Origin of the sequence: Pontimonas sp. (assembly GCF_031581085.1) — a bacterium.
Classification (GTDB): Bacteria; Actinomycetota; Actinomycetes; order Actinomycetales; family Microbacteriaceae; genus Pontimonas.
In genome coordinates this window covers 78,048-100,603 of record NZ_JAVLBO010000001.1, presented here as the reverse complement: position 1 = coordinate 100,603, position 22,556 = coordinate 78,048, and the positions used below count along the sequence as shown (strand labels likewise).

At 61.9% G+C, this 22,556-nt stretch carries 20 protein-coding genes; 19 read left to right on the top strand and 1 reads right to left on the bottom strand.

Annotated features, from left to right (window positions below; all coding sequences use genetic code 11):
* Positions 1-62: 62 nt before the first annotated feature.
* The 8 genes from RI518_RS00480 to ndk all read left to right on the top strand — a co-directional run bounded on the left by RI518_RS00480 (position 63) and on the right by ndk (position 10,774).
* Positions 63-1,724 carry an ABC transporter substrate-binding protein gene (locus RI518_RS00480; RefSeq protein WP_310689107.1) on the top strand — a complete coding sequence of 554 codons (1,662 nt, stop codon included), beginning with the start codon at positions 63-65 and terminating at the stop codon, positions 1,722-1,724.
* Entirely contained in the window at positions 1,721-2,719 is a 999-nt protein-coding gene (locus tag RI518_RS00475) for an ABC transporter permease (RefSeq protein WP_310689106.1), read from the top strand. Before RI518_RS00480 ends, RI518_RS00475 begins: the two co-directional genes overlap by 4 nt.
* Positions 2,716-3,573: an ABC transporter permease gene (locus tag RI518_RS00470; protein ID WP_310671170.1), complete on the top strand. Its 858-nt coding sequence runs from the start codon at positions 2,716-2,718 to the stop codon at positions 3,571-3,573. The genes RI518_RS00475 and RI518_RS00470 overlap by 4 nt, the downstream gene beginning before the upstream one ends.
* On the top strand, positions 3,570-5,168 hold the full coding sequence (locus RI518_RS00465; RefSeq protein ID WP_310671171.1) for an ABC transporter ATP-binding protein: 1,599 nt from the start codon (positions 3,570-3,572) through the stop codon (positions 5,166-5,168). The genes RI518_RS00470 and RI518_RS00465 overlap by 4 nt, the downstream gene beginning before the upstream one ends.
* 194 nt (positions 5,169-5,362) lie before the next feature.
* A complete protein-coding gene (gene ileS / locus RI518_RS00460; protein ID WP_310689105.1) occupies positions 5,363-8,608 on the top strand; it encodes an isoleucine--tRNA ligase in 3,246 nt (1,081 codons plus the stop codon).
* On the top strand, positions 8,605-9,954 hold the full coding sequence (locus RI518_RS00455) for a folylpolyglutamate synthase/dihydrofolate synthase family protein (protein WP_310671173.1): 1,350 nt from the start codon (positions 8,605-8,607) through the stop codon (positions 9,952-9,954). The genes ileS and RI518_RS00455 overlap by 4 nt, the downstream gene beginning before the upstream one ends.
* A complete protein-coding gene (locus tag RI518_RS00450; RefSeq protein WP_310671174.1) occupies positions 9,951-10,310 on the top strand; it encodes a DUF4233 domain-containing protein in 360 nt (119 codons plus the stop codon). Before RI518_RS00455 ends, RI518_RS00450 begins: the two co-directional genes overlap by 4 nt.
* Before the next feature lie 38 nt (positions 10,311-10,348).
* Positions 10,349-10,774 (top strand): nucleoside-diphosphate kinase, encoded by a 426-nt coding sequence (gene ndk, locus RI518_RS00445; protein ID WP_310689104.1) that lies wholly within the window; start codon positions 10,349-10,351, stop codon positions 10,772-10,774.
* 45 nt (positions 10,775-10,819) lie between these two features.
* Here the strand turns inward: ndk and RI518_RS00440 are convergent, their stop codons facing one another.
* On the bottom strand, positions 10,820-11,410 hold the full coding sequence (locus RI518_RS00440) for a vitamin K epoxide reductase family protein (RefSeq protein WP_310671176.1): 591 nt from the start codon (positions 11,408-11,410) through the stop codon (positions 10,820-10,822).
* Between the two features lie 321 nt (positions 11,411-11,731).
* Here RI518_RS00440 and RI518_RS00435 point away from each other — a divergent pair, with 321 nt between their 5' ends.
* The 11 genes from RI518_RS00435 (at position 11,732) to nadD (ending at position 22,432) form a co-directional block, all read left to right on the top strand.
* Positions 11,732-14,068, top strand: a complete 2,337-nt coding sequence (locus RI518_RS00435; RefSeq protein ID WP_310671177.1) for an Rne/Rng family ribonuclease — start codon at positions 11,732-11,734, stop codon at positions 14,066-14,068.
* On the top strand, positions 14,052-15,050 hold the full coding sequence (locus tag RI518_RS00430; RefSeq protein WP_310671178.1) for a permease: 999 nt from the start codon (positions 14,052-14,054) through the stop codon (positions 15,048-15,050). Before RI518_RS00435 ends, RI518_RS00430 begins: the two co-directional genes overlap by 17 nt.
* Entirely contained in the window at positions 15,040-15,864 is an 825-nt protein-coding gene (locus RI518_RS00425; RefSeq protein WP_310671179.1) for a TIGR03943 family putative permease subunit, read from the top strand. Before RI518_RS00430 ends, RI518_RS00425 begins: the two co-directional genes overlap by 11 nt.
* Complete coding sequence (locus tag RI518_RS00420) at positions 15,845-17,254, top strand: hypothetical protein (protein WP_310689103.1); 1,410 nt, start codon at positions 15,845-15,847, stop codon at positions 17,252-17,254. The genes RI518_RS00425 and RI518_RS00420 overlap by 20 nt, the downstream gene beginning before the upstream one ends.
* 107 nt (positions 17,255-17,361) lie before the next feature.
* A complete protein-coding gene (gene rplU / locus RI518_RS00415) occupies positions 17,362-17,676 on the top strand; it encodes a 50S ribosomal protein L21 (RefSeq protein ID WP_310671182.1) in 315 nt (104 codons plus the stop codon).
* 21 nt (positions 17,677-17,697) lie between these two features.
* Complete coding sequence (gene rpmA / locus RI518_RS00410) at positions 17,698-17,946, top strand: 50S ribosomal protein L27 (RefSeq protein ID WP_310671183.1); 249 nt, start codon at positions 17,698-17,700, stop codon at positions 17,944-17,946.
* Positions 17,947-18,009: 63 nt separating this feature from the next.
* Positions 18,010-19,524 (top strand): GTPase ObgE, encoded by a 1,515-nt coding sequence (gene obgE / locus RI518_RS00405; RefSeq protein WP_397428151.1) that lies wholly within the window; start codon positions 18,010-18,012, stop codon positions 19,522-19,524.
* Positions 19,505-20,287 carry a glutamate 5-kinase gene (gene proB, locus RI518_RS00400; RefSeq protein WP_310671186.1) on the top strand — a complete coding sequence of 261 codons (783 nt, stop codon included), beginning with the start codon at positions 19,505-19,507 and terminating at the stop codon, positions 20,285-20,287. Before obgE ends, proB begins: the two co-directional genes overlap by 20 nt.
* Positions 20,288-20,311: 24 nt before the next feature.
* Positions 20,312-21,577, top strand: coding sequence for a glutamate-5-semialdehyde dehydrogenase (locus RI518_RS00395; protein WP_310689101.1), 1,266 nt, complete (start codon positions 20,312-20,314; stop codon positions 21,575-21,577).
* Between the two features lie 63 nt (positions 21,578-21,640).
* Positions 21,641-21,829 carry a hypothetical protein gene (locus tag RI518_RS00390; protein ID WP_310671188.1) on the top strand — a complete coding sequence of 63 codons (189 nt, stop codon included), beginning with the start codon at positions 21,641-21,643 and terminating at the stop codon, positions 21,827-21,829.
* Between the two features lie 6 nt (positions 21,830-21,835).
* Positions 21,836-22,432, top strand: coding sequence for a nicotinate-nucleotide adenylyltransferase (nadD, locus tag RI518_RS00385; protein ID WP_310671189.1), 597 nt, complete (start codon positions 21,836-21,838; stop codon positions 22,430-22,432).
* Positions 22,433-22,556 lie beyond the last annotated feature (124 nt).

Sequence of the window (22,556 nt, the reverse complement as noted above, 5' to 3'; positions counted from 1 at the left end):
TTATTTACTCAGTCTATTTAATGTAGCCTGGTGCCACTTGTTTCGTCACAGAAAGCGATGTCATGTCACATTCCTCTCGGGTAGCACCCCCGGTCCTGCCAACCGCCGCGATCGCCGCCCTCGTCATCACCCTCGGGGCCTGCGCCTCGCAGCCGAACGAGGGCGATCAGGCCGTCGAGGCACAGCCTGTGTCCTCGCTGACCTTCGCAATCGAGGGGGGAAACCTCAGCGCGGGCCACATGGATATCCACTCCAGCCAATTAGACGTGGCCGCACTGGTGCTTCGCAATTCATTCGATTCGCTCGTGAGCCAAGAGGCGTCGGGAGATTTTGTTCCGTGGCTCGCGGAGTCCTGGACAATCTCTGACGATGAACGTCGATACACCTTCCAGTTGCGCCAGGACGTGACATTCCACGACGGTGAACCGTTCAACGCGGAAGCCGTGAAAGCGAATTTCGATCACGTGGTTGACCCCGAGACGGCCTCCGCTCAAGCCGCCAGCTTGATTGGCTACGCCGAAGAGGGCGGTTATTACGAGGGGACCGAGGTCCTCGGCGAGTACGAAGTGGCGGTGAACTTTCGCCAGCCCTACGCACCGTTCTTACAGGGTCTGAGCCAACCTCAGTTGGGCTTCTACTCACCTAAGGTTCTCGAGCAGTCAGCCGAAGATCTCAAAGCAGGCGGCCCAGGAATTACCGTCGGAACAGGACCATTCGTGCTCTCCGAATACACCCCAGACCAAGAGCTCGTCTTCACGGCCAATCCCGATTACGACTGGGCTCCGGCGAATTCCGAACACCAAGGTCGGGCGGCATCGGATGTCTTGACTATCGCGATTATCCCCGAGACCGCCTCGCGGGTGGGGGCAATCAATGGAGGCGACGTCGACGTCGCGGCTGATTTCACACCCGACATGGCCGCTCAGGTCGCGGAGGGGGTAGAGACCTACTCGACGGAAATGCCCGGCATCCCCTACTCCCTCTACATCAATGAGGGAAACGGTGTGTTTGCCGACGAAAGGGTGCGCGAAGCGTTCAGTATCGGCTTCGACGCGACCGAAGCCATCGAGGGCATATACCTCGACCAGTTCAGTCGCGCGTGGAGTGCTCTGGGACCCACCACACCGAATGCCTACGACGCATCCCTCGAAGGCTCGTGGCCCTACAACCCGGAAAAAGCCAATCAGCTACTCGATGAGGCCGGTTGGACCGAGCGGGATGACGAGGGCTTTCGCACCAAGGACGGCGAACGCTTGAGCGCTCGTTGGATCGCTTACACGCCGGTTCCCGACGATCGCGCGAGCCTCGCCAACTTCATCCAATCCGACCTGCAAGACATTGGTTTTGACTTGGTCAGAGAAGTACTGGAGCCCGCGCAGTACATGGAGTCTTACGTTCCGCGTGAATTCGACATCGCCGACTGGTCGTTTTCTGGACCGGACGCGGACGTCTTGCGCAGTCACCTCCAGACCGGCGGCTACCAAAACGTCTCGACGGTGAGTAAGCCTGAAATCGACCAGCTGTTGAGCGATGCCGTGGCCACCAGCTCTCCGTCGGAGCGCGAGGGCCTCTACCAGCGCATTCAGCAGTGGAACGCAGAGAATAATCTGATCGTCCCCCTCTACGTCCCCTCGGAAATTACAGCGGCCCACCAATCAGTGCAGGGGTTGGAGTTTGACCTCTACGGCCGCGCGTTGTTCTACGGTGCCAGCACCGGGCAGTGAGTGTGGCTGATGGGCTGACCACCGCCGCATCACGGCGGTGGCGGCCCCCTCTGTTGGCGCTGCTGTGGTCGCTTACTCGCCGGCTGGCTCGGGTATTCCTTGTGGTCTGGGCCGCGGCGAGCGTGGGATTCATCGCGCTGATGGTGGTCCCCGGTGATCCAGTCGACGTAATGCTGGGCGTCCAAGCGCAGGTCTCTGATTCCGTGCGCGAACAAATCAGAGCCGATTGGGGACTGGATCAACCCCCCGTGATTCAGTATCTCGAGTACATGTCTCGCCTGTTTCAGGGCGACTTGGGGCAGTCTTACCAGCTGCGCGCGCCCGTCACGGACGTCCTCGCCCAGCAGATCGGCCCCACCCTGCAACTGAGCGCGGCGGCCGTGTTACTCGCCGCCGTGATGGCTGCTCTGGGCGCTGTGTTCGGGCGTGGTAAGACAATCAAGAGGTTGATCTCGCTGGTGGAACTCGTCGTCATTTCTTCGCCGACGTTCTGGATCGGCCTGCTCTTGCTCGCCGTCTTTGCTTTTCGTCTGGACTGGTTTCCGGTGCTGTCGAGTGCGGGTCTCGCGTCTCTCGTGTTGCCAGCACTCACCCTCGCGCTCCCCGTTGCGGGAATCACCAGCCAAGTGCTCCGCCAAGGCCTGGACTTCGCTGAGGGCCAACCTTTTGCCACCACCGCAAAATCCCGGGGCATTACTCCCGCGAGGTTGGTTTCTCGACACACCCTGCGCCACGCCGCTATGGACACGCTCACCTTGAGTGGCTTTCTTCTGGGTTCACTCTTGGGGGGAACCGTGTTGGTCGAAACCGTTTTTGCCCGTCCGGGGCTCGGGCAAGTCGCCATCCGGGCCATCATCGGTCGTGACCTCCCGGTGATTCTCGGGGTGATCGTCCTGTCAGCGTTTGTTTTTGCCGTGATCAACCTCGCAGTCGATGTGAGCTACCGAGCGCTCGATCCCCGCCTGCGGGCGTCGAAGATGGCGAAGCAGGCATGAGTTTCCTCGCCAACGCAACGGGCGCAAAGAGCCGCTTCCAACGACGCCACTCAGTTCCCGTCACTGTCGTCTTGGCCGCGCTGGCCCTCGCACTGATTGTGCTGGCCGCCGTGTTTCCCACATGGTGGACTGGCCAGTCTCCCCTGGAGACCGATGCCGCGGCGGTGCTGCAGCCGCCCAGTAGCGCCCATTTTTTTGGAACCGACCAATCGGGCCGCGACGTCTTTTCTCGGGTCATCCACGGCGCCAGATATTCCCTGTTTGTGGGCTTTGGAGCGACGGTCATTGCTCTGAGCCTCGGTGTCCTGATTGGTGTGGGGGCCGCTTTGGCGCCCAAGGTGCTGGCCGCAGGGTTATCTCGCGCGATCGACGTGTTGATGGCCTTTCCCGAGTTTCTCCTCGCTTTGCTGGTCATCGCGATAGTTGGAACGGGTGAGGCGAGCATCCCCATTGCCGTGGCACTAGCGGCTCTTCCCGCCTACGCGCGGGTGGCGCGCTCCGAAACACTGGTGGTCGTCGAAGCCGGTTATATTCGAGCAGCCCGATCGCTCGGTGTCTCTCCCGTGGCGGTGTTGGCAAAGCACGTCGTTCCCAACATTCTCGGACCGCTACTCGTGATGGCCACAATCGGGGTCGGCACCGCCATTGTGACGGCGGCTGGCTTGAGTTTCTTGGGACTCGGTCCCCAGCCGCCGACACCGGAGTGGGGCATCATTCTCTCGGAGGGTCGAAACTTCCTCGCCACCGCCTGGTGGATTGCCCTTTTTCCGGGGCTTGCCATCGTGGCGACCGTGATTTCTGTCAGCACTGTGGGGCGTTATCTGCGCTCGGTCAACGAGGTGAGAATTTCATGACCACCCCGCTCGTTCAGCTCGACCGACTCAGCGTGACGTTTCCCGGCAGCACGGCCCCGGCAGTCGCCGAGGTATCGCTTCGGATCAATGCCGGGGAATGTGTAGCACTCGTCGGCGAATCTGGCTCCGGTAAAACCCTCACCGCCCGATCACTGTTGGGCCTTACGCCGCCGGAGGCGACCGTCACTGTGGCAAGTCGCCTGATTGACGGCGTCGAAACCCGGGATTTCACTCAAGCCCAGTGGCGCACACTGCGGGGTACGCGAGTCGGCTTGGTCAGTCAAGACGCCCTGGTGTCACTGGATCCACTCCGAACAATCGGCGCCGAGGTCGGTGAAGTCATCGACGTTGCCGAGCCCCGGCTCGCGCGAGAAGTGCGGCTGCGCCGGGTTATTCACGCGCTCGAGCAGGCAGCGATGCCCGACCCGCAGATGCGGATGGGTCAGTACCCCCACGAACTCTCCGGGGGCCTTCGCCAGCGCGCACTCATTGCCTCCGCAATCGCCGCACAACCGCTCATTCTCATCGCAGATGAGCCAACAACAGCGTTGGATTCGCTCAATCAGGCCCGCATCCTCGAGTTGTTAGCTCGGCTGAAAGCCTCCGGGATTGCCCTGTTAGTGGTCAGTCACGACATCGCAATGGTGCGCCAGATCGCCGATCGTATCGGTGTGATGCGAGGGGGCCAGCTGGTCGAGAGCGGACCGGCCGAATCGGTGTTGCACACCCCAGAACACCGCTACACCCGGCAGTTACTCGAATCGGTTCCCACCCTCGCGCCTGGTGTTGGCTCAGCACCACCGGTCGAGGACTCGACCGCGAGTCAGGTCCTGGTCGCTAGAGGGCTCAGCCGCAGCTACCCGAGGTCCGGTGGCACGCGTTTGTGGGCACTTCACGATGTGTCCCTCCAGCTGTCATCCGGTCGCACCCTGGGGGTTGTGGGGGAGTCGGGGTCTGGCAAAAGCACCCTTGCTCGGATGGTGATGGGCATCGAGCCGCCAGACGAAGGTGTCGTAGAGCTGATGGGTCAACCGTGGTCGGCCGTGTCGGAGCGTGCGCGCAGACCCCGGCGCGGTGCTATCCAGCTCATTGAACAAAATCCTTACGACGCGTTGGATCCGAGGTGGAGTGTCGCAAGAGCGATCGGAGAGGCGATCCGCCTCGACACGACGATGACACACCAGAGCCTACGCACTGAGCGGTTACGGGAGCTGCTCGATCAAGTGGGGCTCTCCCACGAACTCGTGGACAGAAAACCCCACCAGCTTTCCGGCGGTCAGCGTCAGCGGGTGGCCATCGCCCGCGCGCTCGCGAGGCGACCCGACGTGCTCGTCTGCGACGAACCGGTGTCAGCGCTCGATGCGTCGGTTCAAGCCCAGGTGCTCTCGCTCTTGGGCAGGCTGCAACGGCAACTCGACCTCAGTCTGATTGTGATTTCGCACGACCTCGGCGTAATCGCCCAGATCAGCGACGAGGTGATGGTCCTCCACGGAGGCGAAGTGGTGGAGCGAGGAAGCCTGTTCGAGGTGATGACGAATCCCCAGCACCCGTTCACCGCCGAGCTTATCGCTGCCTCCCCGGTGATGATGGCCTAAGCTAGGGGGGCGTTGATCCGGCCATCACCGGGGAGCTACCGGAAGAAACCGCACGTGGTGGGGGAGTAGAACCGGTCGGGAGGGCCCGATAACGCCCAGCAATGAGTGGTCTGTCACCGACAGGCAAGTGGGGTGGTACCGCGCAGAAAGCGCCCCCACAGAAACACACCACGGAAATCGTTGTTGGGAGCACCATGGAGTATCCGCGCCACAGAGACCGCGCCGGCGTCAACCCTTCGCCGCGTTTTCCCGACATCGAACACGATGTGTTGGCTTACTGGGCACGCCAGGACACCTTTCAGCGCTCCATCGACCAGCGGGAAGGCTGCGATGAGTGGGTGTTTTATGACGGTCCACCCTTCGCTAACGGGTTACCCCACTACGGCCACCTGCTCACCGGCTACGCCAAAGACCTCTTCCCGCGGTACTTCACAATGCGCGGCTACCAGGTGCACCGCCGGTTTGGTTGGGACACCCACGGTCTACCCGCCGAATTGGAAGCAGAACGTCAATTAGGCATCACCGACAAATCCCAAATCGAACAAATGGGCATCGCCCAGTTCAACCAGGCGGCCAAAGACTCCGTCCTTCGCTACACCGACCAGTGGCAGGAGTATGTCACCCGACAGGCCCGCTGGGTGGATTTCGACAACGACTACAAAACCCTCGACATCACCTTCATGGAAAGTGTGATGTGGGCGTTTCACACCCTCTACGACAAAGGCCTCGCCTACGAGGGGTATCGGGTATTGCCCTACTGTTGGCGCGACCAAACACCGCTGTCGAACCACGAACTGCGCATGGATGACGATGTCTACCAGCCGCGCCAAGACCAGTCGGTGACGGTGGCTTTCCCCCTCTACGGGGACAAAGCCGAGTCGTTAGGGCTTTCTGGAGTGCGGGCGTTGGCGTGGACGACAACACCGTGGACCCTTCCCACCAATGCGGCGCTCGCCGTCGGTCCAGACGTCGAGTACGTCGTGGTCCCGGCAGGGCCCGAAGGGGCCGCGGACGGTGATGAGGGCGCACGCCGCCAGGATGCGCGCTATCTCCTTGCCAAAGACACCCTTGGTGCATACGCCAAAGACTTGGGCTACGAGTCGGCCGAGTTAGCTCGCGACGCGCTCACCGAAGAGCTCACGGGCAGCCAGTTGGAGGGCCTTCGCTATGAGCGGCTTTTTGACTACTACGCCGATGTCGACACCTGGGGCACCCAGAACGCCTGGCAAATCCTGGTGGCCGACTATGTGGCCACCGGCGAGGGCACCGGAATTGTGCACCAAGCCCCCGCCTACGGCGAAGATGACCAAATCGTCTGTGAGCAGGCGGGAATCCCGCTGATTCTGTCACTCGATGATGCTGGAGTGTTTCTCCCCCCGGTGCGTGACGTCGCCGGTCTGTCGGTTTTCGACGCGAATAAACCACTCACGCAGCTGGTCCGAAAGGCCGGAAAGCTCCTCCAACAGCGAAGCTACGACCACTCCTACCCGCATTGCTGGCGTTGCCGGACCCCGCTGATTTACCGGGCGGTATCGAGTTGGTTTGTGCGAGTCACCGAGATTCGAGACCGAATGGTTGAACTGAACGAGGACATCAACTGGGTACCGGCAAACGTCAAACACGGCCAGTTTGGCAAATGGCTGGAAAACGCGAGGGACTGGTCGATTAGTCGAAATCGGTACTGGGGCTCCCCGATTCCCGTGTGGAAATCAGACAATCCCGATTTCCCCCGAGTCGATGTCTACGGCTCACTCGACGCGCTCGAGGCAGACTTTGGGGTACGCCCCGTCGACTTGCACCGGCCGGCCATCGATGAGCTCGTGCGGCCAAACCCCGATGACCCGAGCGGGCAGTCGATGATGCGTCGAATCCCCGACGTTCTCGACGTCTGGTTCGATTCCGGATCGATGCCCTTCGCTCAAGTGCATTACCCCTTCGACAATGCGGAATGGTTCGATTCGCACAACCCCGCCGATTTCATTGTCGAATACATCGGCCAAACTCGCGGCTGGTTTTACACGATGCACGTCTTGGCCACCGCACTGTTTGACCGGCCGGCGTTTTCTCAGGTCGTGAGCCACGGCATCGTGCTCGGCTCCGACGGCAACAAGATGTCCAAATCGCTTCGCAACTACCCAGACGTCAACGAAGTCTTCGAGCGCGACGGCGCCGACGCGATGCGGTGGTTCTTGATGTCGAGTTCGGTGATTCGAGGCGGGAACCTGGTCGTCACCGAAGAGGGCATTCGGGAGGGTGTGCGTCAGTTCCTGTTGCCGCTGTGGAGCACCTACTACTTCTTCAGCCTGTACGCCGGTGACGTGGAGCCAACCTGGCGGATGGATTCGCCACACACCCTCGATCGCTACATCCTCGCGAAACTCCACGACACCACACAGGTCGTCACCGAACACCTCGACCACCTCGATAGTCCGCTGGCGGCCGCAACACTGCGTGATTTCGCCGACGTGTTAACCAACTGGTATGTCCGCCGCAGTCGCGAGCGCTTCTGGGACGGTAGCGACCAATCCGCAATCGACACCCTCTACACCGTCCTGGAAGTACTCTCGCGCCTGGCCGCCCCGCTGGCGCCACTCGTGACCGAAGAAGTGTGGCGGGGACTCACTGGCGCAGAAAGTGTTCACTTAACCGACTGGCCCGACGCGTCGCTCATTCCCGCCGATGCCTCGCTGGTGGCTCAGATGGACCAGGTGCGACAAATTGCCAGTGCGGGCTTGGCGCTTCGAAAAGCCCACCAGCTACGCGTGCGCTTGCCACTGCAGAAGATTACCGTCGTCGTGGACGATCCGGAGGGAATCCAGGGCTACACCGATGTCTTAGCCGAGGAATTACACGTCAAAGAAGTTGTGGTTGTGACCCGAAGCGACGACACCCTGGAGAGCTTTGGTGTCACCAGGCGGGTGGTGGTCAACGCCAGAGCGCTCGGGCCACGGCTGGGTAAAGACGTTCAACGCGTCATCGCGGCGACCAAAGCCGGCGACTACACGTTTGGCGAAGACGGTCTACACGCCGCCGGACACACCCTCCAGGAGGGAGAATATGACCTGGTGTTGGATGTGGCTGAGGGCGGCCAGGCCGTCGAATTTGTGGGAACCTTCGGATTTGTGTTGCTCGATACCCAGGTCACCGAACCGCTTCGCGAAGAGGGGCTCGCGCGTGATGTCATCCGGGTGGTGCAGCAGGCGAGAAAAGACGCCGGCTTGGATGTGTCCGATCGAATCCACCTCGCGGTGGATGGTGATGAGGCCACTCTCAGTGCTCTCCATGCCCACGGTGATTTGATTGCGGCGGAAACCCTGGCCACAGAAATGACCGTGGGGTCGTCCACTAACTTTTCTCCTGACGACCAGCACCCGGTAGGAGACGATTCCACTGTGTATGTACGAGTCGCCGTAGCAGAGCACGAAGGGCCACTATCGTGACCGAGGGTTTTCGTCAGGAAGCCGACGAGGTAATCGATGCGCTTTATCAGCGCATCGGTGAGCGTGCCCCGCAACCGAGATTGTGGCCCACCCGACGGGCAGTGGAACTCTTGGGTGACCCGCAGCACATGTTTGGTGTGGTCCACATCACCGGATCGAACGGGAAAACCTCCACCGCCCGGATGATCGAGTCTGTGCTTCGCGCCCACGGACTGCGCACCGGGTTGATGACCAGTCCCCACCTGCAGCGGCTAAACGAGCGCATCGTTGTCGATGGCCAGAGCGTCTCCGATGAAGCACTGGTCGTCAACTACCGCGATATTGAGCCCTATCTGGCAATTGTCGACGCCGAATGCGCCGCCAAGGGGGAGCCGGGTCTGACGTTTTTCGAAGCCCTCACCGTATTGACCTTTTCCTGTTTCGCCGATGCACCCGTCGATGTGGCGGTGCTCGAAGTCGGAATGGGCGGTGAGTGGGACTCGACAAACGTCGCCAACGCCGATGTCGCGGTGATTACCCCCATTTCACTCGAACACGTCGAATTTCTGGGTCCCACGCGAGAAGACATCGCCAAGACAAAAGCGGGAATTATCAAACCGGCCAGCCACGTCGTGAGCTCGCCCCAAGAACCGGAAGTCATCGATGTCATTGCCTCGGCGTGCGCGCGCGATGAAGCGCCGCTTCACGTCCTGGGCAGAGATTTTTACGTGCTGGAGAGCGTGCCCGCGGTGGGCGGACAACTGGTCGATATCCGGGTACACAGGGGCGAATATCGCGGTGTTGCGCTACCCCTGTTGGGCTACCACCAGGCGGAAAACGCTGCCCTCGCGGTCGCCGCAGCCGAACAGTTTCTGGGCGGCGGCGAGCACTCCCTGGCCAAGGAGGTCGTGGAAGAAGGGCTCGGCGACTCGAAGAGCCCCGGGCGCTTGGAGGTGGTGGCGACCGGTCCCAGTGTGATCATCGACGCGGCTCATAATCCGGCGGGGGCCGAGTCGCTCACGCGCGCCCTGATGCAGTCGTTTCAGTTTGAGACTCTCGTCGTCGTCCTCGGGGTCTTGAGCGATAAGGACGCCATGGGGATTGTGGAAGCCCTCGACCCCATCGCCGACGTGTTCGTGGTGACCCAATCCGAGTCGGACCGCGCCGTCTCGGCAGAGGCTTTGGCCGAGACCGTTCGCACTGTGGCCGGACCCGACCGCACCTCGTGGCGGGAGCATTTCTCCGAGGCTATTGAGCTGGCCCGCGACCAGGCGGGAGCCACCGGGGGAGTGGTCGTCACAGGGTCAGTCACCCTGATTGCTGAGGCGCAGACGTGGGCCGGCCGGACAGTGCAGGGCGACTCGTGAGCAGGGGGCCCTCTGGCGCGACCGTGTCGTTGATGCGTATCGCCTTGGGTATTGACATCGCGGTGGTGTTTTTCGGTGTGCTCGCTATTCGCGGTGTGGCGGAGTTTGACGAGGGGTTGGTCTGGGCCGGCGGTGGTGTTGCGCTGGTGTGGCTGATTGTCGCGCTGGGGACCATCGGCTCCGCATGGGGCAAATGGTTGGGCCATATTTTTCACATCGCGCTGCTGGGCGCGTTTGCCATCGATGTGGCCATCGGGTTGTCGGTTCTTGTCCCCATCGGGTTTTGGCTCTTCGCCCTCATTCGCGGACCGCAACTCGACGCGCTGGCCGCTGACGCCGATGGGCAAGACTCTTAGACTGAGCCCCACACGCAGACCAACGAAAGGCGCACTGAATGTCCGAGCTCGAGCAAACCCTGGTACTGATTAAGCCCGATGGTGTGGCGCGAAACCTCACCGGTGAAATCCTGCGTCGGATCGAAGCAAAGGGCTACCAGCTGGTCGATCTGCGGCTGGTGCAACCAGAGCGCGACGTGTTGGCCGCCCACTACGCCGAACACGAGGGAAAACCCTTCTACGAACCACTCATTCAGTTCATGGAGTCTGGTCCACTTATCGCCCTGCGCATCTCCGGACACCGCGTCATTGAAGGCTTTCGAGTATTGGCCGGCGCCACCGATCCCACAACGGCGGCGCCGGGCACAATCCGCGGAGACTTGGGTCGCGACTGGGGCCTCAATGTGCAACAAAACCTGGTGCACGGTAGTGATTCGGCCGAGACGGCCGAGCGCGAACTCGCCCTCTGGTTTCCCCAGCACTAGCGCCGTGCGCACAGAGGCCCCGAGGTGGGGCTCGCGTCAGGCCGGCTAAATAAAGAGCAGCGGGAATTGGACGTAAATGGTGAGGGCGATGGTGGCGAATGTCGCCACAATCGGCACCCAACTAAACGGCGCAAGGGTTGCTCCCGCCTTGGTCAGCCAGCGCGCCTGGCCGAAGAGTCCCTCGCGGGCCGCCCACGGAACAAACACCCAAAACAAGATCGTGTGTAATACCCACACGACCATGCAGTAGAGGCAGAGAAAGCCGATCACGAAGACTGCTTGCTGGAACAGCCACATCAGAAATACCCAGGCGCCCAGCATTCCGAGCCCCGCAATGCGCCAGAACCACTTCTGAAAACCGGCGCCCTGGATTAATCCCACACCAATGGTGGCGACGACCGCCCAGCCGGCGATTCCCATCAGCTGGTTGGGTGCGTCCAGGAACACCCGCGCTTGCCAGGACTCCATCACGTTGCCGCAGGAGAAAAACGGGTTGATGTCACAGCTGGGTGTCGTGCCCTCGGCGGCGAGGAGGTAGCCGTCCCGGGCCAGCAAAAACGAGGCGGCGAGTGAAATCAGCCCGGTGAGGAAGAGAAACCACCCCATGGGCCGGCTGCGTTGGGCGGGTAACAGCATGAGAAGAGTATTCCACCTTGTTCTGTGAGGTGCCGCGCGATTGGTCCGCCCCAGCGATGCCCCCAGGTTAGCGAGTTTTCACCGCCGCACTTCCCACGAGAACCCGGGCCCCGCGGGTTCTTGGCTGGGGTGTGCGATACTGGGGGAAGGGTAAACGAGATCGCGGCCGCGCCCCTGGTCTCACCCGAAAAGCTTTTCGAAGCCGGAAGAGATTTCCCAGGCTTCACACCACAGACAGAATTTCTCCGGTAAGCCGGAGACACACGAATTTCGGCCCACGCCACGCGCGGGCGGCCCGGGTCGTACAAGGAGCCACCAGCGATGGTGAACAAATCAACAGAAAAGTCTGGGGACGACAAATCCCCCAAGAAAACCCCCGTCAAAAAGGCCGCTGCGTCCTCGAAGAACACCGCCGCCGGAGTCGAAGAAACCGGCGATACCCCCGCGGCATCGAAGAAAAAAGCCCCGTCTGCGCGCTCAAAGACCGCCGCCGCTCGGGGTGAATCAGCCTCGGGCGACTCAGGAAATGCCACAACTCCGAGTGCCGCCGAGAAAAAGAGTGCGGCCAAGAAGCCCTCGGCAGCCAAAAAGTCTGCGGCTACCGGCGCCACTGAGAAAAAGGCTGACGCGAAAGTGGCCCCACTGACACCGTCTTCACCGACGCAGTTGGTATTCGCTGGGCCCGATCCGGCACTCTTCCCCCAGTTCCAAGACCCCCCAGAGCCCGCTGAGCGCAATGTGCGAAAGCGCCAGCGCTCTGCTCGAGCCAACGCTGAGACGGAGCAGTCGACGCCGCAAAAGTCCCGCGGTCAACGCACAAAAGACGATTCGCCGAGCCAGCCGCAAAAAGTGCGGGGCTCCACTCGAATGGAAGCCAAGCGTCAACGCCGCCGCGAGGGGCGCGATCAGGGCCGCCGTCGCGCCGTCGTGACCGAATCAGAATTTCTCGCACGCCGCGAAAGCGTCGAGCGGGTGATGGTGGTGCGAGAGAAAGACCGCCGCACCCAAATCGCTGTGCTGGAAGACGGCGTGGCCGTCGAGCACTATGTGGCCAGCAATGATGAGGCGAGCCTCATCGGCAACGTGTATCTGGGTCGCGTCCAAAACGTCTTGCCCAGTATGGAAGCGGCCTTCGTGGACATCGGCCGAGGACGAAACGCCGTGCTCTATTCCGGAGAGGTCGACTGGGATGCCGCCACGGAAGAGGGCGCGGAGCGACCGAAAAAGATCGAAGCGGCGCTGAAAACCGGCGACAGCGTGCTCGTTCAAGTCACCAAAGACCCGGTCGGGCACAAGGGCGCCCGGCTCACGAGCCAGGTGAGCCTGCCCGGACGATACCTCGTCTATGTGCCCTCGGGCGGGATGAACGGGATCTCTCGCAAACTGCCCGATACCGAGCGCTCGCGGTTGAAAGCCATTTTGAAAACGGTGGTTCCGGAAACGGCGGGAGTGATTGTGCGCACCGCAGCGGAGGGCGCTACCGAGGAGCAACTGACCTCTGATGTTCAGCGGCTCCAGCAGCAGTGGGATTCGCTGCAGAAGGAAGCCGGGAGCAAGAAAGCCCCGGCGCTTCTCCACAGCGAGCCCGACCTTTTGGTCAAAATCATTCGCGATGTGTTCAACGAGGACTTCCACAAAATTGTCATCTCCGGCAGTGAACAACACCGAGTGATTACCGAATACCTCACCCAGGTCGCCCCCGACCTGATGGAACGCATTGAAGTGTATGAGGGGGGCGGCGACCCCTTCGATGACTACCGGGTGAGCGAAAGTATCCACAAAGCTCTCGAGCGCAAAGTGTGGCTGCCAAGCGGTGGCTCTCTCGTGATCGACCGGACTGAAGCGATGACCGTAGTCGATGTCAATACGGGCAAGTTTGTGGGCTCGGGAGGAAACCTCGAAGAGACGGTGACGAAGAACAACGTCGAGGCGGCCGAAGAAATTGTTCGCCAACTTCGCCTGCGCGACATCGGTGGAATTATCGTCATCGACTTCATCGACATGGTTCTGGAGTCCAACCGCGATTTGGTGTTGCGTCGACTCGTCGAATGTCTCGCGCGCGATCGCACCAAGCATCAGGTCGCCGAGGTGACCAGCCTGGGCCTTGTCCAAATGACCAGAAAACGCCTGGGACTGGGCCTCTTGGAGACCTTCAGCGAAACCTGCGACCACTGTCAAGGCCGCGGCGTCGTCATTGCGTCGGAGCCCGTCGGTAAGGCGAAGCAGTCTGGCTCAGCAGACGCCGGTAACAAGCGACGTAAATCCCAGACGAGCAACAGATCGGCCACGGTCGAGCCCCACCAAATTACCGACGATGCGCGCGCGGCCATCGCCCACATTGCGGCCACCACTGTCGGGGGAGCAGCGTCTGAAGAGGCGTCCGATTCGACGGCGGCGAGCAAGCCCGCAGATCCGAAGGCGTCGAGCGACGCCGCTTCGCTGCAACAAGACGACGTCCTGGGTCTGGCGGAGCTCGCTGAAGCACGGAAAAAACGTCCGAGTCGACGGGTCACACAATCGACTGAGGCGCTCGATGCAGTCTTAAGCGCCCTTCCCGAAGCACCGGCTGCCGGGAAATCGCGTCGCCGCCGGGCGAGCTCCGGCGGCGTGGTGGCCCCGGGCGACGAGACGAGTCGTGACGGTGGCGACACCGAGTAGTTTTCGGGTTGTTGGCGGGGTCGGTCTCGGCCTCGCCGGCCTCGCTGTGCTGTGGCTGTTGCGGGTCTCAACAGCCGACCAGTCGGTGGACTCTGTGCCCGCTCCGGTCATGGACGGTCTGACCCTCGCACTGAGTGTCCTCATTGAGTCTCTGCCGTTCATTGTGCTGGGAATTACCCTCTCGATCGTCGTGCAGCTGTGGATTCCACAGCGGTGGCTTTTTCGAATCCTCCCGGCCAACCGCTTTGGGCGCCGCTTCGTCATTTCCTTGCTGGGCATGTTCTTGCCCGTCTGTGAATGCGGCAACGTGCCGCTGGCGAGGGGACTTGTCGCCCGGGGATACAGCGTCTCCGACTCGATGACGTTCCTGTTGGCCGCGCCGATCATCAACCCGGTCACCATCATCACCACTCACCAGGCTTTCGGCTTTGACGACGGGATCCTGGTCGGGAGAATCCTGGGAGCGATTCTGATCGCCAATGTTCTCGGGTGGGTATTTTCTCTCCACCCCAATCCAGAATCGCTCTTGACCACCCGCTTTGCCGCTCAGTGTGCAGTGGGGCCCAGTGCGACCTCGGCGAGCAGAATGCAGCGAAGCAGTGACATGTTTTTGCGCGAAGCGACCGTGTTGATGCCCGCACTGATTGTCGGTTCGCTGGTCGCCGGGGCCATTCAGGTTCTGGTGCAGCGCGAGACCCTGGTGGCCCTCGGTCAAGACCCGTTACTGTCCGTGCTCGCGATGATGCTGCTGGCGTTTGTCATTTCTATCTGCGCCAACGTGGACTCTTTTTTCATTCTGCCCTTTGCCGATACGTTTCTGCCGGGCTCGATCCTGGCGTTTTTGCTGTTGGGGCCCATCGTGGATATTAAAATGTTGGCCCTGTTGCGTACCACCTACCGAAACAGCACACTGGTGCGGCTGACCGTGCTGACAGCGCTCATCACCGCAGCGGTGGGAACGGCGGTGAACCTTGTGGCGTAAGTTTGCGACCTGGCGGGGCCCGCTGTTCATCGGGGTCACCTCGGCCATGATTTTGTGGCTCTACTTCAGCGGGCAGCTCTCGCTGTATATCCACCCGCGCTATCACCTCTTCACCGCGGTGATGTCGATGATCGCGGTGATTGCTGTGCTCTGGGGTGTGGGTTACGCCTCCGCGTCCCCCTCGCGCCCCCGCCGCGCCTCGGGTGACGCGGAGGGGCTCGACCACGGCCACCCACACGACCACGAACACGAGCACGAAGAGGACTACCTTCCGTCTGGGCGCTGGAGCATGGCAGCGCTGGTGGGCTCGAGTGTGTTGGGTCTGGCCACGATTCTCGCCCTCGTGCTGCTGCCCCCGACAACACTCGGTTCGGTGACGGTCGAAAATCGTGCCATCAATCAAAGCGGCCTGGGTGATAGTGCCTCATCCCTGGAGGCCGCCAGCCAAGGTGATGACGCCTCCTTCGCAGCCTTTACGGTGCGCGAGTGGGCGGGTATTTTGCGTCAAACCAGCGATCCGGCATTCTTCCGGGGCAAACCCGTCGACGTAATCGGGTTTGTCGCTGAGGACCCACAAAACAGTGAGGTGTTCTACCTCACCCGGTTTGTCGTCAGTTGTTGCTCGGTTGATGCGCAACCGGTCGGCATTCCGATCAGCCTTCCCGATTGGCAGAGCGAGTGGCCAGCCGAAGCCTGGGTGCGTGTCACCGGGGAGTTCGTGGTCAACCCGAATCTTGATGAAAGCCACCCCCTCGTGGTTCGGCCAGAAAATATTGAACCCACGGAGCAGCCGCGTGAGCCGTATCTCTTCTGAGGAGGCCGACACGCGCGGTCGTCAGCGCGCGATGACTCGCTATCACCGCTCGGTGTGGGTGGTCTCCGTACTGGCATTAGTCGCCACTGTCGTTGCCCTCACCGTGTATGCCGCTCAGGGGCCACGGTTGCGGGTGGCGAGTGTGGACGTGGTGCGCGCCGTCCAGTTTCCCGGGGCCGTACTGCGTTTGGAATCTGACCGTCCACTCAGGGCCATTGACCCCGAAGACATCACCGTCCAGCCCGATACGAGGGTGTCGGTGGATGTCTCCGGGCCGATCGTGAGTGTCGTGTTTGCCCAAGCGCTGCGCTACGGCACCGACTATCGGGTGAGTATTGCCGGCGTTGCGGGTGAGACCCGAGGGGTCACGGGGCGCTGGGACTACGCGTTTTCGACCCCTTCGGCGAACCTGCACTACCTCGATCGCGGCCAGGCGGGAGCCCTCGACCGGGTGATGCGGGTCGGAACACAGGGCCGACCGCCGGAAGAAGTGTATGCCGCGGCACACATCGATGCCTTTGTCACGATCGGTTCCGCACTGATCACCGCCACACGCGAAGACGATGGCTCCAGTCGCATGGATATTGTCGAGCCGGTCGGTGACGACGTTCAACGCTTGGTTCTGCCAGAAAACACCCAAATCGACCAGCTCATCGCCCCCGCGACGGGAACGAGGTTTCTTTTCACCCTGTCCTCGCGGGACGAATCTGGTCGCTATGACCGGACACTCTTCATCGGAGATGCCGCCGGTGGAGCCAGGCCCGAGCCGCTCACCGGGTTAGATGGCGAAGTACTCCGGGTCACCAAGGCGGCCGTCACCCCCGGCTCCTCTGAGGTGGTGGCCTGGGTGGACGAAGTGCGGGTGGTCCGAATTGACCTCGACTCTGGACTGGTGTTGCCGGTGGCCGAGGAAGCTCAAGAGTTTTGGGGCGTCTCGTCGAATGGTTCCCAAGTGCTCCTCGTGGATTTGGGGGGCACCGTGGCTATTGAGGTGGACTCTTTGGAGGAGGAGCGGATCGTCCCGGGAACGCTCGGCACCAGGGAAGTCTTTGAGGGACAAACCCACCTTCTGGGCGATGGCCGCCGGGTCCAAACCGTGGTGATCGGTAATCAGACGGATACCGAATTCACCAGTCTGGTCGTTCTCGACGACGGCGAGGGCTCATCGACCCCGCTCTATCGAACACCGGATGATTTGGGCAGCATTGGACGCTTTGTCGTCTCGCCCGGTGACCAGTATGTCGCCATTGAAGTCACGCCGAACCGATTAGAGGCCGAACCGGATGGTCGGCTCCTCGAGCCCCGCGATCAACGCGTCACCACGGTCGTGGTCGATATCGATAGCGGCCAGGTGGTGCGCAGCGTTGAGGGCTTTTGGCCAATCTGGTAGCCGTGTTGCCTGGGGCCCCAGTCTCGGGTACTCTAGGGGTTTGGCTCAGACGGCACTGTCTGATGTGGCGTTTAGAGCCTATTCGCTCAAGCAAGGTGGGATAACTCGTGGTCTATGCAGTAGTGCGCGCCGGTGGGCGTCAAGAAAAAGTAGAGGTCGGATCGGTCATTACCGTCGACCGCATTGCCGCCGATGCGAAAAACTCAGTATCGCTCGAGGCGCTGCTGCTGGTCGACGGCGAGAAGGTCACCCACGACCCGAAAGCCCTCGCGAAAGTCAACGTCACCGCCGAGGTCCTCAACGACCTGCGCGGACCCAAAATCACCATTCACAAGTTCAAGAACAAAACGCGCTACCACAAGCGTCAGGGCTTCCGTGCGGAGCTCACGCGCTTGAAGGTAACCGACATTTCAGCCCAGTAGGGCCCTGGGGAAGGATTAGCTATGGCACACAAAAAGGGAGCGTCCTCGACTCGTAACGGTCGTGACTCCAATCCCCAGTATCTCGGTGTGAAGCGTTTTGGTGGACAGGTGGTGAAAGCCGGTGAGATTATTGTCCGTCAGCGTGGCACCCACTTTCACCCCGGCTCCAACGTGGGCCGCGGTAACGACGACACACTGTTTGCCCTGTCGGCGGGTGTCGTGGAGTTTGGCCACAAGGGTGGCCGTCGCGTCGTTCACATCCTCGCCTAGTCGGGTCTTGCGGCGCCGCGAAGCCGGCGCACACGCGTCTCACCCCGAGGGGGTTTCTCGATGGTGAGCGAATTTATCGACCGTGTCGTGTTGCACCTCAGCGCGGGGCGCGGGGGTCGCGGTTGCGTCTCCGTGCGCCGGGAGAAGTTCAAACCGTTGGGCGGCCCCGACGGCGGTAAAGGCGGCCACGGCGGCGATATTGTCCTCTTCGCCGACCCCCAAGTGACCACTCTGCTCGATTATCACCGCAGGCCCCATCGCTCCAGCGAGTCGGGCAGTCCGGGCATGGGTGATTCTCGCCAGGGTGCGAGCGCAGACAACGTGTATTTGGCGGTGCCGCTGGGCACCGTCGTCTCGAGTGCCGAGGGCGAGTTGATCGCTGACCTGCGAGAGCCGGGTGAACAGTGTGTGGTGGCCGAGGGCGGCCGCGGGGGATTGGGTAACTTAGCGCTGGCAAGTCCTGCGCGAAAAGCCCCCGGCTTTGCACTGCTCGGCACCGAGGGGACCCAGCGCGACGTGGTGTTGGAGCTGAAAACGCTCGCCGATGTGGCGCTGGTCGGCTATCCCAGCGCCGGAAAATCGAGCCTCATTGCGGCCATGTCTCAGGCGAGGCCCAAGATTGCCGACTATCCCTTCACCACATTGCAGCCGAACCTCGGAGTGGTGGAATCCGGTGAGACGCGCTACACCATTGCCGATGTTCCCGGTCTGATCGAGGGCGCCAGCGAAGGAAAAGGCTTAGGTCTCGAGTTTCTGCGCCACATTGAGCGCTGCCACGTGGTGGTGCACGTGATCGATATGGCCACCCTGGAGCCCGGCCGCGACCCGCTGAGCGATTTCGACGCGATTGTCCAGGAATTGGCGGCCTATCAGGTGCCCGGCGAGCAGGTCCCTCTCGCCGAACGGCCGGCGATGGTTGTGCTCAACAAAATTGATGTGCCGGACGCCAAAGAAATGGTCCAGTGGGTCGCTCCCGAATTCGAGTCTCGCGGTTACCGCGTCTTTGCGGTGAGTGCCACTAGCCGCGAGGGCCTGCGCGAATGGGGTTTCGCGATGGCACAACTGGTCGCCGAATCGCGCGCGGCGACGCGGGAGCTCGACGTCGAGCGCCCGCGCACGGTTCGCCGGCCCCACGCGGTCGACGAGCGACCCTTCGAGATCATTCGTGAGGGGCGCTCGGACGGCACGCTGTACCGGATTGTGGGGGAAAAGCCCGAACGCTTCGTCCAACAGACCGATTTTGATAACGATGAGGCCGTCGGGTACCTCTCGGACCGGCTCAATGCCCTGCGCATCGACGAGGCACTCTACGAGGCGGGGGCCACTCCGGGTGACGCGGTGGCAATCGGGCCTCACAGTGCCATGGTCTTCGACTGGGAACCCACAATCGCCGCCGCAGGCTATACCGCGACCGCCCCGCGGGGTACCGACGAACGCCTCTTTGGCCCGAGGCGCCGCAGCACCACCGAGCGTCGGGAAGAATATTACGAGCGAATGGATGAGAAGGCGGCGGCCAGAGAGGAGCTCGCCCGGGAGCGTGAGGCGGGAATGTGGAGCGATGATTCGACACAAGAGTGACATTCCCCGCGCGCAGCGCTTAGTGGTCAAAGTGGGCTCGTCGTCGATTACCGGCGAGCAGGCCGACCAGCTCGATGGTCTCGCCACTGCTCTCGCGGCCGCCCAAGCGACCGGTCAAGAAATCGTGTTGGTCTCCTCCGGAGCCATTGCGAGCGGGATGCCCCAGCTCGATCTGGGGGACCGGCCGCTCGATTTGGCCACCCAACAGGCGGCGGCCGCGGTGGGCCAAAACCTTCTGATGCGCCGCTACCAGGACACCTTTGATCGCTTCCGCATCACCAGTGGCCAAGTATTACTCACCGTGGGTGATGTGGAAAACGAACCCCACCGCTCCAACGCCAAGCGCACCATCGAGCGGATGTTGGGGTTGGGGGTAATTCCTATTGTCAACGAGAACGACACGGTCGCGACCCAAGAAATCCGCTTTGGTGATAACGATCGCCTCGCCGCGCAGGTCGCCGAACTGGTCGGTGCGGATGCTCTGATTCTGCTGAGCGATGTGGAAGCGATTTACACCGCCCCTCCCGCCCAGCCGGGTTCACGCCCGGTGGAGGTCGTCGAGGCCGATGACGACCTCTCCTGGTTGGTTCTCGAAAGCGCCGTGGTGAACACGGTGGGAACCGGTGGTGCGGTGACGAAGGTGAGTGCCGCCCGACTGGCCACCGCATCGGGTATTCCCACGCTGGTGACCGGAACCTGGTTGGTCGCCGATGCACTGGCCGGTCAGGGCCCCGGCACCTGGTTTATCGCCGACGTACACTAGGGCCACAGCGGAATCGGGGGAGCGATGAGAGACAATCCTGAGATGAATCCAGACTTTGTGCGCCTGCTGGAGGAAACCCGTGAGGCGTCACAAAGCCTGCGCACGCAGTCCTCTGCGGTGAAAGACGAGGTGCTCACCAGGCTCGCCGAGTCCTTGCGCGAGCGCTCGGACGATATCGTCGCAGCCAATGCCCTCGATGAGCAGAAGGGTGTCGCCGCCGGTGTCGCCAGTGGCCTGCTCGATCGACTGCGATTAACTCCGGAGCGCATTGAGGGGCTTGCCCTCGCGGTGGAAGACATCCGCGGGCTTGCTGACCCGATCGGTCAGGTCCAACGCGGCCACCAACTGCCCAACGGGTTGCGCGTTCAGCAGGTGCGGGTGCCCTTCGGTGTCATCGGAGCCATCTACGAAGCCCGCCCGAACGTCACGGTCGACATCGCGGCACTGTGTATTAAAAGCGGAAACGCCGCGGTACTCCGCGGCGGCAGTCTCGCGGAAGAATCCAATCGAGTTCTCGTCGACATCATCTCTGGGGCCTTAGCGGACTGCGGGCTCCCCCGGGAGGCGATCAGCACCATCGATGAGTTTGGCCGAGAGGGTGCCACCTGGTTGATGCGGGCAAGGGGTCTGATCGACGTTCTGATTCCCCGCGGATCGGCGGCCCTGATCCAGTCGGTGGTGAGCGAATCCCAGGTGCCGGTGATCGAAACCGGTGAAGGCAACGTGCACATTTATGTCGACCATTCGGCTGACCACCAGCAGGCCATCGACATTGTCCTCAACGCCAAGGTTCAACGCCCGAGCGTGTGTAACGCGGTGGAGACGGTACTCATCCACCGCGATGAGGCCGCAGGCCTGATTCCGCCCCTAGTCGACGCGTTGAGCGCGCAGGGGGTAAGAGTTCACGGTTGCGAGGCCACCCAAGCGCTCGCCGCCGTGGAGCCTGCGAGCACCGAGGATTGGTCGAGGGAGTACCTCTCACTCGACCTGGCAATGAAAGTGGTCGACGACGTTGACGAGGCGATTGGTCACATTCGGACCTACTCCACCGGGCACACCGAATCGATCCTGACCGAGAGTGTGACCCGGGCCGAACAGTTTCTGCGCGAAGTAGATTCTGCTGTGGTGATGGTGAACACGTCGACCCGGTTTACCGATGGTGGCGAGTTTGGTTTCGGCGCGGAGGTGGGCATTTCGACCCAAAAACTCCACGCCCGGGGCCCCATGGGGTTGCCGGAGCTCACCAGCACCAAATGGATCGTGCGGGGATTGGGTCACACTCGCGGCTGAGAGTCATGCCCGCGGGGAGATGACACGATAAGTTAGTACTACGAGTTAAGGGAGGGTGTACGAATGGAACACGCCACGGGCGCTGTCGTGCTTGCCGCTGAAGTGGTCAACGAACTGCCGGTTCCGGCCATTGTGTACGGTCTGGGGTTCCTTGTCGCCTTTATCGCGCTTGCTTTTGTGACCTACAGTTACCGCAATGTGGCCAATCGGCACCGAGCCAAGGGCGGTTCACCCCACGGCGGCCAGCACTAGGACCCCATGGCCACTCCTCGACCACCCCGTATCGGGATTATGGGTGGCACGTTTGACCCCATTCACCACGGTCACTTGGTCGCTGCCAGCGAGGTTCAAATGAGTATGAACCTCGACGAGGTCATTTTTGTCCCCACCGGTCGACCCGCGGACAAGTCCGATGTGACGCCGAGCGAGCACCGCTACCTGATGGCGGTGATTGCGACCGCGTCAAACCCCCGGTTCCAGGTGAGCCGGGTCGACATCGATCGGCCGGGGCCGACCTACACAATCGACACTCTTCGGGATATGCGGGCACGATATCCGGATGCTGAGTTGTTCTTCATCACCGGTGCGGATGCAATCACGCAGGTCCTCAGTTGGCGAGACGCCCCCGTGCTGTGGGAGTTGGCTCACTTTGTCGCCGTCACCAGGCCCGGACACGAGTTGAGCGTGGAGGGTATTCCTGGTGGAGTGGTGAGCGTATTAGAGGTTCCCGCGTTGGCTATTTCCTCGACGGATTGCCGAAAGAGGGTGCACGAAGCCAGGCCGCCGTGGTACCTGGTGCCAGACGGCGTGGTTCAATACATCGGCAAGCATGGTTTGTATCGGAGTGACGTATGACACCCCCTGAGGGCAATCCGCTGCCTTCCCGGCGTGCGCTGCGGGAACAGCAGGGGTGGCTGACCGGAGCAATAGACCTTCCCGATGTCACCGAAGATGCACGCCCCGCCGAACCCTTAACTGA

Coding starts and splice junctions, on each gene's coding strand:
- RI518_RS00480 (WP_310689107.1), top strand. CDS start 63: ATGTCACATTCCTCTCGGGTAGCACCCCCGGTCCTGCCAACCGCCGCG.
- RI518_RS00470 (WP_310671170.1), top strand. CDS start 2,716: ATGAGTTTCCTCGCCAACGCAACGGGCGCAAAGAGCCGCTTCCAACGA.
- RI518_RS00465 (WP_310671171.1), top strand. CDS start 3,570: ATGACCACCCCGCTCGTTCAGCTCGACCGACTCAGCGTGACGTTTCCC.
- ileS (WP_310689105.1), top strand. CDS start 5,363: ATGGAGTATCCGCGCCACAGAGACCGCGCCGGCGTCAACCCTTCGCCG.
- ndk (WP_310689104.1), top strand. CDS start 10,349: ATGTCCGAGCTCGAGCAAACCCTGGTACTGATTAAGCCCGATGGTGTG.
- RI518_RS00440 (WP_310671176.1), bottom strand. CDS start 11,410: ATGCTGTTACCCGCCCAACGCAGCCGGCCCATGGGGTGGTTTCTCTTC.
- RI518_RS00435 (WP_310671177.1), top strand. CDS start 11,732: ATGGTGAACAAATCAACAGAAAAGTCTGGGGACGACAAATCCCCCAAG.
- rpmA (WP_310671183.1), top strand. CDS start 17,698: ATGGCACACAAAAAGGGAGCGTCCTCGACTCGTAACGGTCGTGACTCC.
- proB (WP_310671186.1), top strand. CDS start 19,505: ATGATTCGACACAAGAGTGACATTCCCCGCGCGCAGCGCTTAGTGGTC.
- RI518_RS00395 (WP_310689101.1), top strand. CDS start 20,312: ATGAGAGACAATCCTGAGATGAATCCAGACTTTGTGCGCCTGCTGGAG.
- RI518_RS00390 (WP_310671188.1), top strand. CDS start 21,641: ATGGAACACGCCACGGGCGCTGTCGTGCTTGCCGCTGAAGTGGTCAAC.
- nadD (WP_310671189.1), top strand. CDS start 21,836: ATGGCCACTCCTCGACCACCCCGTATCGGGATTATGGGTGGCACGTTT.